The following is a 16,262-nucleotide window of genomic DNA, read 5'->3' on the forward strand; positions in this document are numbered from 1 at the left end:
GGTGGCGAAAGTCATCAAGTAAGCCGGGAGTCGGGAATCGGGAGTCGGGAATCGGAAAAGCAGCGATCCGCGCTTTTCCGGCTCTTCGATTCCCGATTCCCCATTCCCGATTCCCGTTTTTACGCCAGTAGCTCAATTGGCAGAGCAGCGGTCTCCAAAACCGCAGGTTGGGGGTTCAAGTCCCTCCTGGCGTGCCACTTTCCAAGGAGCAATGACGGGTGGCGGATGGCAATACCGGCCGCAAGGTCTGGTATGCCGATGACACACGGCAACTGCGCATGAATACCAAGGCAGAACAGCCCAAGGGCACGAACGCCGCCGATATCGGTAAGCTGGTACTGGCGGGTCTGGTGCTGGCCGCCGGTATCTTCGCCTATTCCTGGTTCAACAACGATGCCAGCATTCCCGGCACGGTTCGCCTGCTGGGCGTGTTTGCCGCGCTGGCGATCGCGCTGGCCATTGCGGCCTTTACCGCGCCCGGCCGGCGTGTGCGGCACTTCATCAGCGAATCCCAGTTCGAAATGCGCAAGGTCGTGTGGCCAACGCGCGACGAGACGCTGAAGACGACCGGCATCATTATCGTGGTGGTGATCATCCTGTCGCTGCTGTTGGGTTTGATCGACCTGATTCTGAAGTCAGTCATCCTTGACTGGCTGCTCAAGTTGGGTTTCTGAGGTGGCAAGCATGAGCAAGCGCTGGTACGTGGTACACGCCTATTCCGGTTTCGAGAATCAGGTGAAACGTTCGCTGGACGAGCGCATCCAGCGCGCGGGCATGGAAGAGAAGTTCGGCGAAGTGCTGGTGCCGACCGAGGAAGTGATCGAAATGCGCGGCGGCCAGAAACGGCGCAGCGAGCGCAAGTTCTTTCCCGGTTACGTGCTGGTGCAGATCGAGGCCAACACCGAAGGCAAGGTGCCGCGCATCGACGACGAGTGCTGGCATCTGATCAAGGAAACACCGAAGGTGATGGGCTTCATCGGCGGCACGGCCGATCGCCCCCTGCCGATCCGCGACAGCGAGGCCGAGGCAATCCTCAGCCGGGTGCGCGAAGGTGTCGAGAAGCCACGGCCGAAGGTGCTGTTCGAGCCAGGCGAGATGGTGCGTGTCACCGAAGGCCCGTTCAACGACTTCAATGGCGTGGTCGAGGAAGTCAATTACGAGAAGAGCCGGTTGCGCGTCGCGGTGCTGATCTTTGGTCGCTCTACGCCCGTGGAACTGGAATTCGGCCAGGTCGAAAAGGCCTGAGCCCCGGGGATCGGGTGGTTCAGGGCGAACCCGCCAGGCACCTTCGCCATCTCCCCCGCTAGCGGGGCCGAGTTGGAGAGGGGGATTCCAGCCAACCGGAGCCTTCTGCCCGCTTTGCTTCACCTCGAGGCCTCACTGGCACGGGGCTTGCTCACAAACAGGTAAATCTCTAAACTACGCGGTTCACGCTGGGTCTTTTCGACTCGGCGTGCGCGCGTTTCGGGATCCGCAAGAGGCGGATCTTCCTTCCATCCACGGAGCGGTGAACAGCGAGGAGCCGCAAGGCGCCTGCACTCGCGAGGAAATCCCATGGCAAAGAAAGTTATTGGTTACATCAAGTTGCAGGTCAAGGCCGGTCAGGCCAACCCGTCGCCGCCGGTGGGCCCCGCCCTCGGTCAGCGCGGTCTGAACATCATGGAATTCTGCAAGGCGTTCAATGCCGCCACGCAGAAGCTGGAGCCGGGTCTGCCGATTCCGACCATCATCACGGCCTACTCCGACCGCAGCTTCACCTTCATCACCAAGACCCCGCCCGCCACGATCCTTCTGAAGAAGGCCACCGGCGTCGCCAAGGGTTCGCAGAAGCCGAACACCGACAAGGTCGGCAAGGTCACCCGCAAGCAGCTGGAAGACATTGCCAAGCAGAAGGAGCCGGATCTGACGGCTGCCGATCTCGACGCCGCGGTGCGCACCATTGCCGGTAGCGCCCGCAGCATGGGCCTTGTGGTGGAGGGTTAAGACATGGCAAAGCTCACGAAGCGTATGAAGTCGGCTACGGCCGCGGTGCAGCCGGGCAAGTTCTACGGCCTGGAAGAAGCGCTGAAGATCGTCAAGGACAACGCCACCGCAAAGTTCGCCGAGTCGGTGGACGTGGCTGTGCGTCTGGGCATCGATGCGAAGAAGTCGGACCAGGGCGTGCGCGGTTCTTCGCTGCTGCCGCATGGCACCGGCAAGACCGTCAAGGTTGCCGTGTTCTGCCCGCCGGGCGAGAAGGCCGAGGCCGCCAAGGCCGCCGGTGCCGACGCCGTCGGCATGGACGACCTGGCCGAGCGCATGCAGGCGGGTGACCTCGACTTCGGTCGCGTGATCGCCACGCCGGACGCGATGCGCGTGGTCGGCAAGCTCGGTCAGCTGCTCGGCCCGCGCGGCCTGATGCCTAACCCGAAGGACGGCTCGGTCACCGCCGACGTCGCCACGGCGGTCAAGAACGCCAAGGCCGGCCAGGTGAAGTTCCGCAACGACAAGGGCGGCATCATTCACGCCACCATCGGCAAGGCGAATTTCGAGGCGGCGCAACTGGCCGACAACCTCAATGCGCTCATTGGCGATCTGCTGAAGGCCAAGCCGGCGACGGCGAAGGGCCAGTTCCTGCAGAAGGTCGCGTTGTCCAGCACGATGGGTGTCGGCGTTGCCGTGGATACCTCCACGCTGACGCTCGGCGCCAAGTAAGTATCAAGCCCCGTACCGGTTCTCCGGTGCGGGCAAGTTTTTGAGGGCAGTTTCGGCCACTGGCCGATGCCGCCGTCAAAGACCGCAGGCGCGCTCAGCGCGCGGTGACGACGGGCAGGACGCTCGCATCTGGCAGGGAATCGCCGTCACCGCCAGCGGGATCGCTTAATCGGGTTCGAGAGGATCCGGCCTGCGCAGATGGTGCTGCCCTTCTGGAATGTTCGATTTGTTCTGGAAAGGCCATCACCCGGGACGTGTGTCCCCGGCGTCACGGATGGCGTCGCCCAGGACCGCAAGCGGCAGGAGCCGCAAGCGGAGTTCATTTGGAGGAGTGCAATGGCTCTCAATCTGTCACAGAAGAAAGAAGTAGTCGCCGAACTGGCAGGTGTTGCCGCAACGGCTCACTCCCTGGTCGCTGCCGAGTATGCGGGCACCACGGTCGAACAGATGACCGCGATGCGCAAGAAGGCTCGCGAATCCGGTGTGTACTTGCGGGTTGTCAAGAACACGCTGGCGTCGCGCGCCGTGGCCGGTACCGAATTCGAGGTCGTCAAGGACGCCCTGGTCGGTCCGCTGCTGTACGCATTCTCGACGGAAGAGCCCGGTGCTGCCGGGCGTCTGATCAAGGAATTTGCCAAGGGCAACGACAAGCTGAAGGCCAAAGTCGTCTCGGTGGAAGGCAAGCTGCTGCCGGCCGAACACGTCGACGTGCTGGCCTCGCTGCCGACCCGCGAACAGGCGTTGGCCATGCTGGCCCGCGTGCTGGCCGAACCGGCCACGATGTTTGCGCGCGTGGTCAAGGCCGTCGCCGATCAGCAGGGTGGTGGCGAAGTCGCCGCCGAAGCCCCGGCTGAAGCCGAGCCCGCCTGAGTTCATCGACTTACATACTGAATCGAATCACATCCAGAGGTAAATGAAATGTCCCTGTCCAACGAAGAAATCGTTGAAGCCGTAGCCGCCAAGTCGCTGATGGAAGTGATGGACCTGGTGAAGGCCATCGAAGAGAAGTTTGGCGTGACCGCCGCCGCTCCGGTTGCCGTGGCCGGCCCGGCTGCTGCTGCCCCGGCTGCCGAAGCGCAGACCGAGTTCGACGTCGTGCTGAAGACCGCCGGCGCCAAGAAGGTTGACGTGATCAAGGCTGTTCGCGCGATCACCGGCCTGGGCCTGAAGGAAGCCAAGGACCTCACCGAGGCCGGCGGCGTGCTGAAGGAAGGCGTGTCGAAGGAAGACGCCGAGAAGTTCAAGAAGGATCTGGAAGCTGCCGGCGCCACGGTCGAACTGAAGTAATTGGCGCCCTTGCGCGTCGTCAGTTTGATCTAGTTTCAGGCAAGCCTGGGGGCGAAAGCTCCCGGGCTTTGCCTGCTTTTAGCGGGAATGGGGAATGGAGAATGGAGAATCGTTGAGCGACGCCAGCTGTTTGCTCTGACGATTCCCCATTCTCGATTCCCGAGTCCCCAGTTTTTTCATTCAGCCGGTGTGTGCACCACCGGCGTCACAGCGAACCGAGGCGGTATTCACCATGGCCTACTCGTATACCGAGAAGAAGCGCATCCGCAAGGATTTTGGCAAGCGTCCCCCCGTACTGGGCGTGCCAAACCTGCTGACCATCCAGACCGATTCCTACCGGGAGTTCCTGCAGGAGCATGTCGCGCCCAAGCAGCGCGACGAGAAAGGCCTGCACGCGGCGTTGAAGTCGGTGTTCCCGATTTCCAGTTATTCCGGCAATGCCGCGCTGGAGTATGTCGACTATCGCCTGGGCGAGCCGGCGTTCGACGAGCGTGAGTGCCGCAACCGCGGCATGACGTTCGGCGCGCCGCTGCGCACCACCGTGCGCCTGGTCATCTACGACAAGGACAGCCCGGCCTCGAAGAAGGTGGTGAAGTACATCAAGGAGCAGGAGGTCTACATGGGCGAGATCCCGCTCATGACCGACACCGGCACCTTCATCATCAACGGCACCGAGCGCGTGATCGTCTCGCAGCTGCATCGTTCGCCGGGCGTGTTCTTCGACCACGACCGCGGCAAGACGCACAGCTCGGGCAAGCTCCTGTTCTCGGCCCGCGTGATTCCCTACCGTGGCTCGTGGCTGGACTTCGAGTTCGACCCGAAGGACGCGCTGTTCACCCGTATCGACCGTCGTCGCAAACTGCCGGTGACGGTGTTGCTGCGTGCGCTCGGTTACAGCAACGAGGAGATGCTGGACATCTTCTTCGAGCACAACGTATTCCACCTGGGCAAGAAGGGCGGCATCACGCTGGAGCTGGTCGCCGAGCGCCTGCGTGGCGAAACGCTGAGCTTCGACCTGGCGATCGGCGGCAAGGTGCTGGTGGAAGCGGGCAAACGCATCACCGCGCGCCACGTGCGCCAGCTGGCGGCCGAGGACATCACCGCGCTGGAAGTGCCGGACGACTATCCGATCGGTCGCATCCTGGCCACTGACATCGTCGACGCGCAGACCGGTGAATTGCTGGCCTCGGCCAACGACGAGATCACCGCGGAGCATCTGGAAGCCTTCCGCAAGGCCGGTATCGAGACGCTGCCCACGCTGTACGTCAACGATCTCGATCGCGGCGCCTACATCTCGCACACCCTGCGCATCGACAACACCAAGACGCCGCTGGAGGCGCTGGTGGAGATCTATCGCATGATGCGTCCGGGCGAGCCGCCGACCAAGGATGCCGCGCAGAACCTGTTCTTCAATCTGTTCTTCACCTTCGATCGCTACGACCTGTCGGCCGTGGGCCGGATGAAGTTCAACCGTCGCGTGGGCCGCCAGGACATCCTTGGCCCGGGCGTGCTGTACGACCACAAGTTCTTCAGTGAGCGCAAGGAAGAGGCCTCGCAGGCTCTGGTCAACGAACAGGGCGAGAAGTCCGACATCCTTGACGTGCTGAAGGTGCTGATCGACATCAAGAACGGTCATGGCACCGTCGACGACATCGATCACCTGGGCAACCGCCGCGTGCGTTCGGTCGGCGAAATGGCCGAGAACACCTTCCGCATCGGCCTGGTCCGTGTGGAGCGCGCGGTGCGCGAGCGCCTGTCGCTGGCCGAGGCCGATGGCCTGACCCCGCAGGACCTGATCAACGCCAAGCCGGTGGCGGCGGCGGTGAAGGAGTTCTTCGGCTCCTCGCAGCTGTCCCAGTTCATGGACCAGAACAACCCGCTGTCGGAAGTCACCCACAAGCGCCGCGTGTCGGCACTTGGGCCGGGCGGCCTGACTCGCGAACGCGCCGGCTTCGAAGTGCGCGACGTGCATCCGACCCATTACGGCCGCGTCTGCACCATCGAAACGCCGGAAGGTCCGAACATCGGCCTGATCAACTCGCTGGCCGTGTACGCCCGCACCAACCAGTACGGCTTCCTCGAGACGCCGTACCGCAAGGTGGCGGACGGCAAGGTCACCGACAAGGTGGATTACCTGTCGGCGATCGAGGAAGGCGACCACGTGATCGCGCAGGCGAACTCGCCGCTGGACAAGCACGGTGCCTTCGTCGAGGACTTCGTGTCCTGCCGTTTCCGCGGCGAATCCGAGCTGCGTCCGGCGTCCGAGATCAACTACATGGACGTCTCGCCGATGCAGACCGTGTCGGTCGCCGCGGCGCTGGTGCCGTTCCTGGAGCACGATGACGCGAACCGCGCGCTGATGGGCGCGAACATGCAGCGTCAGGCCGTGCCGACGCTGCGCTCGCAGACGCCGCTGGTGGGTACCGGCATCGAGCGCGCCGTGGCGCGCGACTCCGGCGTCATCGTTTCCGCCAAGCGTGGCGGCGTGATCGACCAGGTCGATGCGGCCCGTATCGTGGTGCGTGTCAATGAGGAAGAGGTCGGCGACAACGACGCCGGCGTCGACATCTACACGCTGACCAAGTACACCCGCTCCAACCAGAACACCAACCTCAACCAGCGTCCGCTGGTGAACGTGGGTGACGTGGTGGCCAAGGGCGACACGCTGGCCGACGGTTCGTCGACCGACCTGGGCGAGCTCGCGCTCGGCCAGAACATGCTGATCGCGTTCATGCCGTGGAACGGCTACAACTTCGAAGACTCGATCCTGCTGTCCGAGCGTGTCGTGCAGGAAGACCGCTACACCTCGATCCATATCGAGGAGCTGTCCTGCATCGCGCGCGACACCAAGCTGGGCGCCGAGGAGATCACCGCCGACATCCCGAACGTGGGCGAACAGGCGCTGGCGCGTCTGGACGAATCCGGCATCGTGTACATCGGTGCCGAGGTGAAGGCCGGTGACATCATGGTCGGCAAGGTCACGCCCAAGGGCGAGAGCCAGCTGACCCCGGAAGAAAAACTGCTGCGCGCGATCTTCGGCGAGAAGGCGTCCGACGTTAAGGACTCGTCCTTGCGCGTGCCGCCGGGCATGGACGGCACCGTCATCGACGTGCAGGTGTTCACTCGCGATGGCATCGAGAAGGACAAGCGCGCCAAGCAGATCGAGGAAATGGAAGTGAAGCGGATCCGCAAGGATTTCGACGATCAGTTCCGCATCCTCGAAGGTGCGATCTACAACCGCATGCGCACCCAGCTGGTCGGCCAGTCCGCGATGAGCGGTCCGGGCGGCCTGAAGCGCGGTACCGAGATCACCGACGCCTATCTGGACGGCCTGAAGAAGGACGACTGGTTCAAGATCAACGTCAAGGACGAGAGCGTCACCGAATTCCTGGAGCGCGCGGCCGACCAGGTCAAGCGCCACAAGGAGGAGTTCGACAAGCGCTTCAAGGAGAAGCAGGGCAAGATCACCCAGGGTGACGATCTGGCCCCCGGCGTGCTGAAGATGGTCAAGGTGTTCCTGGCCGTGAAGCGTCGCATCCAGCCGGGCGACAAGATGGCTGGCCGCCACGGCAACAAGGGTGTGGTCTCGAACGTGGTGCCGGTCGAGGACATGCCGTACATGGCCAACGGCGAGGCGGTGGACATCTGCCTGAACCCGCTGGGCGTGCCTTCACGCATGAACATCGGCCAGATTCTGGAAGTGCATCTGGGCTGGGCCGCCAAGGGCCTGGGCAAGAAGATCCAGAAGATGATCGAGACGCAGGAGAAGGTGACCAAGATCCGCGAGTTCCTGGACCAGGTCTACAACCACCATGCCGCCGGTGCCGTGCAGCACGTCGATCTGAAGTCGTTGACCGACGACGAGATCCGCGCGCTGGCCAACAACCTGCAGGAAGGCGTGCCGATGGCCACGCCGGTGTTCGACGGTGCGGAAGAGACCGAGATCAAGGCGATGCTGAAGCTGGCGGATCTGCCCGAGTCGGGCCAGACCACGCTGTACGACGGTCGCACCGGCGAGGCGTTCGATCGCCCGGTCACCGTGGGCTACATGCATTACCTGAAGCTCAACCATCTGGTCGACGACAAGATGCACGCGCGTTCCACCGGCCCGTACTCGCTGGTGACCCAGCAGCCGCTGGGCGGCAAGGCGCAGTTCGGCGGTCAGCGCTTCGGCGAAATGGAAGTCTGGGCACTGGAAGCCTACGGCGCGGCCTACACCCTGCAGGAAATGCTGACGGTGAAGTCCGATGACGTGCAGGGCCGCAACCAGATGTACAAGAACATCGTCGACGGCAACCACGAGATGTCCGCGGGCATGCCGGAGTCCTTCAACGTGTTGGTGAAGGAAATCCGCTCGCTCTGCATCGACATCGATCTGGAAGAGATCAAGTGATGGTCGGGATTCGGGAATCGGGATTCGGGATTTGCAAAAGCAGCCCCGGCTTCCGATTCCGGGTCCCGCAAACCTGATCTCGTTCGCGCCGCGGACCTCGACACCAAAAGAATTTGCTCCGACCGGAGATTCAAATGAAAGACCTGCTCAATCTATTCAACCAGCAGCGCGTGATGCCGGATTTCGACGCGATCAAGATCGCGTTGGCGTCGCCGGAGCTGATCCGCTCGTGGTCGTACGGCGAAGTGAAGAAGCCGGAAACCATCAACTACCGCACCTTCAAGCCCGAGCGTGACGGCCTGTTCTGCGCCGCCATCTTCGGCCCGGTGAAGGACTACGAGTGCCTGTGCGGCAAGTACAAGCGCATGAAGCATCGCGGCGTGGTGTGCGAGAAGTGCGGCACCGAAGTCACTCTGGCCAAGGTGCGTCGCGAGCGCATGGGCCACATCGAACTGGCCAGCCCAACCGCGCACATCTGGTTCCTGAAGTCGCTGCCCTCGCGCATCGGCCTGATGCTGGACATGACCCTGCGCGACATCGAGCGCATCCTGTATTTCGAAGCGTTCGTGGTGATCGATCCGGGCATGACCGCGCTGGAGCGCGGCCAGCTGCTCAGCGAAGACCAGTACCTGGAAGCCACCGAAGAGCACGGTGACGAGTTCGACGCGCGCATGGGCGCCGAGGCCGTCTACCAGTTGCTGAAGTCGCTGGACCTGCCGGGCGAAGTGATCCGCCTGAAGGAAGAGATCGGCTCCACCGGTTCGGAAACCAAGCTGAAGCGCCTCACCAAGCGCGTGAAGCTGATCGAGGCGTTCCTGGAATCGGGCAACAAGCCCGAGTGGATGGTGCTGACCGTGCTGCCCGTGCTGCCGCCGGACCTGCGTCCGCTGGTGCCGCTGGACGGTGGCCGCTTCGCCACGTCGGACCTGAATGATCTGTACCGTCGCGTGATCAACCGCAACAACCGCCTGAAGCGGCTGCTCGAGCTCAATGCGCCGGACATCATCGTGCGCAACGAGAAGCGCATGCTGCAGGAGTCGGTCGATGCGCTGCTCGACAACGGCCGTCGCGGCCGTGCCATCACCGGCACCAACAAGCGCGCGCTGAAGTCGCTGGCCGACATGATCAAGGGCAAGCAGGGCCGCTTCCGCCAGAACCTGCTCGGCAAGCGCGTGGACTACTCCGGTCGTTCGGTGATCGTGGTCGGTCCGACCCTGCGCCTGCACCAGTGCGGCCTGCCCAAGAAGATGGCGCTGGAGCTGTTCAAGCCGTTCATCTTCGCCAAGCTGCAGGCGCGTGGCGAAGCCACCACCATCAAGGCGGCGAAGAAGCTGGTCGAGCGCGAAGAGCCGATGGTGTGGGACATCCTCGAGGACGTGATCCGCGAGCATCCGGTGCTGCTGAACCGTGCGCCGACCCTGCATCGTCTGGGCATCCAGGCGTTCGAGCCGAAGCTGATCGAAGGCAAGGCCATCCAGCTGCACCCGCTGGTCTGCACCGCGTTCAACGCCGACTTCGACGGTGACCAGATGGCCGTCCATGTGCCGCTGTCGATCGAGGCGCAGCTGGAAGCGCGTGCGCTGATGATGTCGTCCAACAACATCCTCAGCCCCGCCAACGGCGAGCCGATCATCGTGCCGACCCAGGACGTGGTGCTGGGCCTGTACTACATGACGCGCGAGCTGATCAACGCCAAGGGTACCGGCATGGTGTTCTCCGGCGTCAGCGAAGTGCGTCGCGCCTATGACAACCGCGCGGTCGAACTGCACGCCAAGGTAAAGGTGCGCCTGCACCTGGTGCACGTTGCCGACGATGGCGCGCGCACGCATGAAACCGCGCTGGTCGAGACCACCGTGGGCCGTGCGCTGCTGGCCGAAATCCTGCCCGAAGGCCTGCCGTTCGCCCTGGCCAACACCGAGCTGACCAAGAAGAACATCTCGCGCCTGATCAACTCCAGCTATCGCTTGCTGGGTCTGAAAGAGACCGTGGTGTTCGCCGACAAGCTGATGTACACCGGCTATCGTTTCGCCACGCGCGCGGGCATCTCCATCGGTATCGACGACATGTTGATCCCGGACGAGAAGAAGCCGATCCTGGAAGACGCCGAGAAGGAAGTGGTCGAGATCCAGCAGCAGTACCAGTCGGGTCTGGTGACCGCTGGCGAGCGCTACAACAAGGTGGTCGACATCTGGTCGCGTACCAGCGAGCTGGTCGCGAAAGCCATGATCGACGGCATCGGCACCGAGAAGGTGAAGGATGCCGACGGCAAGATGGTCAACCAGAAGTCGATGAACTCGCTGTACATCATGGCCGACTCCGGCGCTCGTGGTTCCGTGGCGCAGATTCGTCAGCTGGCCGGCATGCGTGGCCTGATGGCGCGTCCGGATGGCTCCATCATCGAGACCCCGATCAAGGCCAACTTCCGCGAAGGCCTGAACGTGCTGCAGTACTTCAACTCGACCCATGGCGCCCGAAAGGGTCTGGCCGATACCGCGTTGAAGACGGCGAACTCCGGTTACCTGACCCGTCGACTGGTCGACGTGGCGCAGGACGTGGTGATCACCATGGACAACTGCGGCACCGAGAACGGCGTGATCATGCAGCCGATCGTCGAAGGCGGCGATGTGGTCGAGCCGTTGCGCGAGCGCGTACTGGGTCGTGTCGTGGTCGGCGATGTCTATGCGCCCGGCGATGACGACGAGCCGATCGTACTCACCGACACGCTGCTGGACGAAGCGCTCGTGGAGAAGCTGGACAAGGCCGGTGTGCAGGTGCTCAAGGTGCGTTCGCCGATTACCTGCGAAGCGGCCCATGGCGTGTGCAAGCTCTGCTACGGCCGCGATCTGGCCCGTGGCCACCTGGTCAACATGGGCGAGGCCGTGGGCGTGGTCGCCGCGCAGTCGATCGGCGAGCCCGGCACCCAGCTGACCATGCGTACGTTCCACATCGGCGGCGCGGCTTCGCGTGCGGCGGCAGTGGACAACGTGACGGTGAAGACCACCGGTTCGCTGAAGTACAACAACCTGAAGTCGGTGCAGCACAAGCAGGGTCACCTGGTCGCGGTGTCGCGTTCGGGCGAGCTCAGCGTCATCGACGCCAGCGGCCGCGAGCGTGAACGCTACAAGGTGCCGTACGGCGCCACCATCGCGGTCAAGGACGGCGCGGCGGTCAAGCCGGGCCAGACCGTGGCCAACTGGGATCCGCATACCCACCCGATCGTCACCGAGGTGGCTGGCGTGGTGCGCTTCATCGACTTCCTCGATGGCGTCACCGTGCAGAGCCAGACCGACGAATTGACCGGCCTGGAGTCGGCGGTAGTCACCGATCCGAAGCGTCGTGGCGCGCAGGCGAAGGATCTGCGCCCGATCGTGCGCTTGGAAGATGCCAAGGGCCGCGAGCTGAAGCTGCCGGGTACCGACATCGCTGCGCAGTACTTCCTGCCGGCCGGCGCGATCGTGTCGATCCAGAACGGTGCCGAAGTAGGCGTGGGCGACGTGGTTGCGCGTATCCCGCAGGAAACCTCCAAGACCCGTGACATCACCGGTGGTCTGCCGCGCGTGGCCGACCTGTTCGAGGCACGCAAGCCGAAGGAGCCGGCGATCCTGGCCGAGCGCTCGGGCATCATCAGCTTCGGCAAGGACACCAAGGGTAAGCAGCGCCTGATCATCAAGGACGTGGACGGCAACGAGCACGAGGAGCTGATTCCGAAGTGGCGCCAGGTCATCGTGTTCGAGGGCGAGCATGTGGAGAAGGGCGAAACCGTCGTCGACGGCGAGCCGAGTCCGCATGACATCCTGCGCCTGCTGGGCGTGGAGCCGCTGGCCTCGTACCTGGTCAAGGAAATCCAGGACGTGTATCGCCTGCAGGGCGTGAAGATCAACGACAAACACATCGAAGCGATCATTCGCCAGATGCTGCGCAAGGTCGAGATCGTCGAGCCGGGCGAAAGCCATTACCTGCGCGGCGAGCAGATCGAGCGCGTGCGCATCAACGGTGAAAACGATCGCGCGGTCGCCAAGGGCGAGCGTCCGGCCGAGTACCAGTCGATCCTGCTGGGCATCACCAAGGCATCGCTGGCCACCGAGTCGTTCATCTCGGCGGCTTCGTTCCAGGAAACCACCCGCGTCCTTACCGAAGCGGCGGTTCGTGGCACGCGCGATACCTTGCGTGGCCTGAAGGAAAATGTTATTGTCGGCCGTCTTATTCCGGCGGGTACGGGTTTGGCCTACCACGCAGGGCGTCGCCGCCAGGGTGGTCTGACCGATCTGGAGCTGGATACCCTTTCCGGTTCCACACCTCCGACGTCATTTGTCGAAGCGCCGGTCAGCAGTGAAGGTGGTGCCGAGTAAGCCTCGTCAGGTTTTACTCGCCGACATACGAAATGAGGTGCATGGATGCACCTCGTGTTCGGGTCACGGATGGCGGAGCGGCAGCTTGCCCAGGCAAGCTCGCTCATGTTAAATTCCCGCTTCTTGGCAGACCGAGCTTATTCGGGCTGCCTTTATGTTTTCAGGAACAGCTTCGCATGACGACAGTCAATCAATTGGTGCGCAAAAACCGCAGCCCCAAGACCTACAAGAGCGGGTCCCCGGCCCTGCAGAGCAGCCCGCAGCGTCGCGGCGTCTGCACGCGTGTTTACACGACCACCCCGAAAAAGCCGAACTCGGCGTTGCGCAAGGTTGCCAAGGTGCGCCTCACCAACGGTTTCGAGGTGATCAGCTACATCGGTGGTGAAGGCCACAACCTGCAGGAGCACTCGGTGGTGCTGATCCGCGGCGGTCGCGTCAAGGATCTCCCCGGTGTGCGTTACCACACGGTGCGCGGCAGCCTCGACTGCGCCGGTGTCACCAAGCGCCGTCAATCGCGTTCGAAGTACGGCGCCAAGCGCCCGAAGAAATAATGTCGCGCGGCCCTCGCTGGCCGCTTTACAGGCGGGCAGGAATGTCCGCGAAAATAACGGACAACAAACATGTCGCGTAAAGGTTCACATCCCGCCCGTCTGATCCTGCCGGATCCCAAGCATGGCAGCCAGCTGATTGCCCGTTTCATCAACATGGTGATGAAGAGCGGCAAGAAGTCGGTCGCCGAAAGCATTGTCTACGGCGCGCTGCAGCACATTGGCGAAAAGAATGCCGAGCCGGTGGCTCTGGTCGAAAAGGCGCTGAACAACATCGCTCCGGCGGTCGAAGTGAAGTCCCGTCGCGTCGGTGGTGCCACCTATCAGGTGCCCGTCGAAGTGCGTCCGGGCCGTCGCATGGCGCTGGCCATGCGCTGGGTGATCGACTCCGCCCGCAAGCGCGGCGAGACCTCGATGCCGCGCAAGCTGGCTGCCGAACTGCTGGAGGCTTCCGAAAGCCGCGGCGGCGCCGCCAAGAAGCGCGAAGAGACGCACCGCATGGCGGAAGCCAACAAGGCGTTCTCGCACTACCGCTGGTAAGTGGTTTGCGCCGTCCTCGATGACGGCGACGATCGACCCACTACAGGCGGTGGACCATGATGATTCAGCCGTCGCCACGACGGCGAAGATGGTCCGGCATCATTGCCGGACCGTCGGTTATCCAAAAGCCGCATCGCCACGATGGGGCAAGCCAGCCGGCATCCAGGCCGGATATTCATAAGCGCAACGGCCCGGATGGCTGTCACAAACCAGGGCAGGCAGCCCGACACAGGTAAATATCAATGGCACGCACCACTCCCCTCGAACGCTACCGCAACTTCGGCATCATGGCTCACATCGATGCCGGCAAGACCACGACCACGGAGCGCATCCTGTTCTACACGGGCGTCAGTCACAAGATTGGCGAAGTGCACGATGGCGCGGCCACGATGGACTGGATGGAGCAGGAGCAGGAGCGCGGCATCACCATCACGTCGGCGGCGACGACGGCGTTCTGGAAGGGCATGGACGGCTCGCTGCCCCAGCACCGCTTCAACATCATCGACACCCCGGGACACGTTGACTTCACCATCGAAGTGGAGCGCTCGCTGCGCGTGCTCGACGGCGCCGTGTTCGTGCTGTGCGCGGTCGGTGGCGTGCAGCCGCAGTCCGAGACGGTCTGGCGCCAGGCCAACAAGTACAAGGTGCCGCGTCTGGCGTTCGTCAACAAGATGGACCGCACCGGTGCCAATTTCGACAAGGTCGTCGGCCAGCTGAAGGCGCGCCTCGGTGCGCACGCCGTGCCGATGCAGGTTCCCATTGGTGCCGAAGACGGTTTCGAGGGCGTGGTCGATCTGCTCAAGATGAAGGCCGTGATCTGGGACATGGAAACCCAGGGCATGAAGTTCGAGTACCGGGAAATCCCGGCCGAACTGGCCGACAAGGCTGCCGAAGCTCACGCCTTCATGGTGGAGTCGGCTGCCGAAGCCACCGAAGAGCTGATGAACAAGTATCTGGAAGGCGGCGACCTCAGCGAGGAGGAGATCATCGCGGGCCTTCGCCAGCGCACGCTCGCCAACGAGATCATCCCGGTCTACTGCGGCACGGCGTTCAAGAACAAGGGCGTCCAGGCGATGCTCGACGCGGTGGTGCAGCTGCTGCCGTCGCCCGCCGATCGTCCGCCGGTCACCGGTATCGACGAGGACGAGAATGAGGCCTCCCGTCCGGCTGATGATGCCGCGCCGTTCTCCGCGCTCGCGTTCAAGATCATGACCGATCCGTTCGTCGGTTCGCTGACGTTCTTCCGCGTCTATTCGGGCACGCTGAACTCCGGCGACGCCGTCTACAACCCGGTCAAGAGCAAGAAGGAGCGCGTGGGCCGCATCCTGCAGATGCACGCAAACGAGCGTCACGAACTGAAGGAAGTGCGCGCCGGTGACATCGCCGCCGCGGTCGGCCTGAAGGACGTGACCACCGGCGACACGCTGTGCGCGCAGGACCACATCATCACCCTGGAGCGCATGTCGTTCCCCGAGCCGGTGATCTCGATGGCGGTCGAGCCGAAGACCAAGTCCGACCAGGAAAAGATGGGTATCGCGCTGGGTCGTCTGGCCGCGGAGGATCCGTCGTTCCGCGTGCGTACCGACGAGGAATCCGGCCAGACGATCATTTCCGGCATGGGCGAGTTGCACCTGGACATCCTGGTCGACCGCATGCGCCGCGAGTTCAACGTCGAGGCCAACGTCGGCAAGCCGCAGGTGGCCTATCGCGAGACGATCCGCTCCACCGACGTCAAGTCCGATTACAAGCACGCCAAACAGTCGGGCGGCAAGGGCCAGTACGGCCATGTCGTCATCGAGATGTCGCCGATCAGTGCCGAGGATCGCGCGGACGAGAAGCTCGCCGCCACGATCAAGGACGACTTCCTGTTCATCAACGACATCACGGGTGGCGTGATTCCGAAGGAATTCATTCCTTCGGTCGAGAAGGGCTTGCGCGAAACCATCACCAGCGGCCCGCTCGCCGGCTTCCCGGTGGTCAATGTCAAGGTGAAGCTGGTCTTCGGTTCGTACCATGACGTCGACTCGTCGGAAATGGCGTTCAAGCTGGCGGCATCGATGGCCTTCAAGCAGGGCTTCGCCAAGGCGAGCCCGGTGTTGCTGGAGCCGATCATGAAGGTCGAGATCGTGACGCCCGAGGACTACATGGGCGACGTGATGGGCGACATCAGCAAGCGTCGCGGCATGCTCACCGGCCAGGAAGACACGCCGTCGGGCAAGACCATCGACGCCGAGGTTCCGCTGGGCGAGATGTTCGGCTATGCCACCACGATCCGGTCGCTGACCCAGGGACGCGCCACGTTCACGATGGAATTCGACCATTACGCCGAAGCGCCGAGCAACGTCGCCGAGCAGGTCATGCACAAGGCCTGATCAGGGTTGTTTCGCTCTGCAGATAATTTTTCCGAATCACAGTTCTTTCGAGGTTTGAGTCATGGCAAAGGGTAAATTC

Annotated in this window: 11 protein-coding genes and 1 tRNA gene; all 12 read left to right on the top strand. The window is 63.2% G+C overall.

Annotated elements, in window-relative coordinates; translation table 11 throughout:
- Window positions 1-121 precede the first annotated feature (121 nt).
- Window positions 122-197, top strand: a tRNA-Trp gene (locus UU9_RS17050).
- A gap of 81 nt (window positions 198-278) precedes the next feature.
- Window positions 279-674 (top strand): preprotein translocase subunit SecE, encoded by a 396-nt coding sequence (gene secE / locus UU9_RS17055; RefSeq protein ID WP_040671319.1) that lies wholly within the window; start codon window positions 279-281, stop codon window positions 672-674.
- Between the two features lie 10 nt (window positions 675-684).
- Window positions 685-1,245 carry a transcription termination/antitermination protein NusG gene (gene nusG, locus UU9_RS17060; protein WP_007083014.1) on the top strand — a complete coding sequence of 187 codons (561 nt, stop codon included), beginning with the start codon at window positions 685-687 and terminating at the stop codon, window positions 1,243-1,245.
- A gap of 309 nt (window positions 1,246-1,554) precedes the next feature.
- Entirely contained in the window at window positions 1,555-1,983 is a 429-nt protein-coding gene (rplK, locus tag UU9_RS17065; protein ID WP_007083015.1) for a 50S ribosomal protein L11, read from the top strand.
- 3 nt (window positions 1,984-1,986) lie between these two features.
- Entirely contained in the window at window positions 1,987-2,694 is a 708-nt protein-coding gene (gene rplA, locus UU9_RS17070; protein ID WP_007083016.1) for a 50S ribosomal protein L1, read from the top strand.
- 336 nt (window positions 2,695-3,030) lie between these two features.
- Window positions 3,031-3,564, top strand: coding sequence for a 50S ribosomal protein L10 (gene rplJ / locus UU9_RS17075; RefSeq protein ID WP_007083017.1), 534 nt, complete (start codon window positions 3,031-3,033; stop codon window positions 3,562-3,564).
- A 48-nt stretch (window positions 3,565-3,612) separates the two neighbouring features.
- On the top strand, window positions 3,613-3,981 hold the full coding sequence (rplL, locus tag UU9_RS17080; RefSeq protein ID WP_007083018.1) for a 50S ribosomal protein L7/L12: 369 nt from the start codon (window positions 3,613-3,615) through the stop codon (window positions 3,979-3,981).
- Between the two features lie 232 nt (window positions 3,982-4,213).
- Window positions 4,214-8,374 carry a DNA-directed RNA polymerase subunit beta gene (gene rpoB / locus UU9_RS17085; protein ID WP_007083019.1) on the top strand — a complete coding sequence of 1,387 codons (4,161 nt, stop codon included), beginning with the start codon at window positions 4,214-4,216 and terminating at the stop codon, window positions 8,372-8,374.
- A 134-nt stretch (window positions 8,375-8,508) separates the two neighbouring features.
- Window positions 8,509-12,723, top strand: coding sequence for a DNA-directed RNA polymerase subunit beta' (gene rpoC / locus UU9_RS17090; protein WP_007083020.1), 4,215 nt, complete (start codon window positions 8,509-8,511; stop codon window positions 12,721-12,723).
- A 176-nt stretch (window positions 12,724-12,899) separates the two neighbouring features.
- A complete protein-coding gene (rpsL, locus tag UU9_RS17095; RefSeq protein ID WP_007083021.1) occupies window positions 12,900-13,274 on the top strand; it encodes a 30S ribosomal protein S12 in 375 nt (124 codons plus the stop codon).
- Window positions 13,275-13,343: 69 nt separating this feature from the next.
- Window positions 13,344-13,811 (top strand): 30S ribosomal protein S7, encoded by a 468-nt coding sequence (gene rpsG / locus UU9_RS17100; RefSeq protein WP_007083022.1) that lies wholly within the window; start codon window positions 13,344-13,346, stop codon window positions 13,809-13,811.
- A 242-nt stretch (window positions 13,812-14,053) separates the two neighbouring features.
- Window positions 14,054-16,183: an elongation factor G gene (fusA, locus tag UU9_RS17105; protein WP_007083023.1), complete on the top strand. Its 2,130-nt coding sequence runs from the start codon at window positions 14,054-14,056 to the stop codon at window positions 16,181-16,183.
- The last annotated feature ends 79 nt before the right edge of the window (window positions 16,184-16,262 follow it).

Origin of the sequence: Rhodanobacter fulvus Jip2, from assembly GCF_000264315.1 — a bacterium.
GTDB lineage: Bacteria > Pseudomonadota > Gammaproteobacteria > Xanthomonadales > Rhodanobacteraceae > Rhodanobacter > Rhodanobacter fulvus.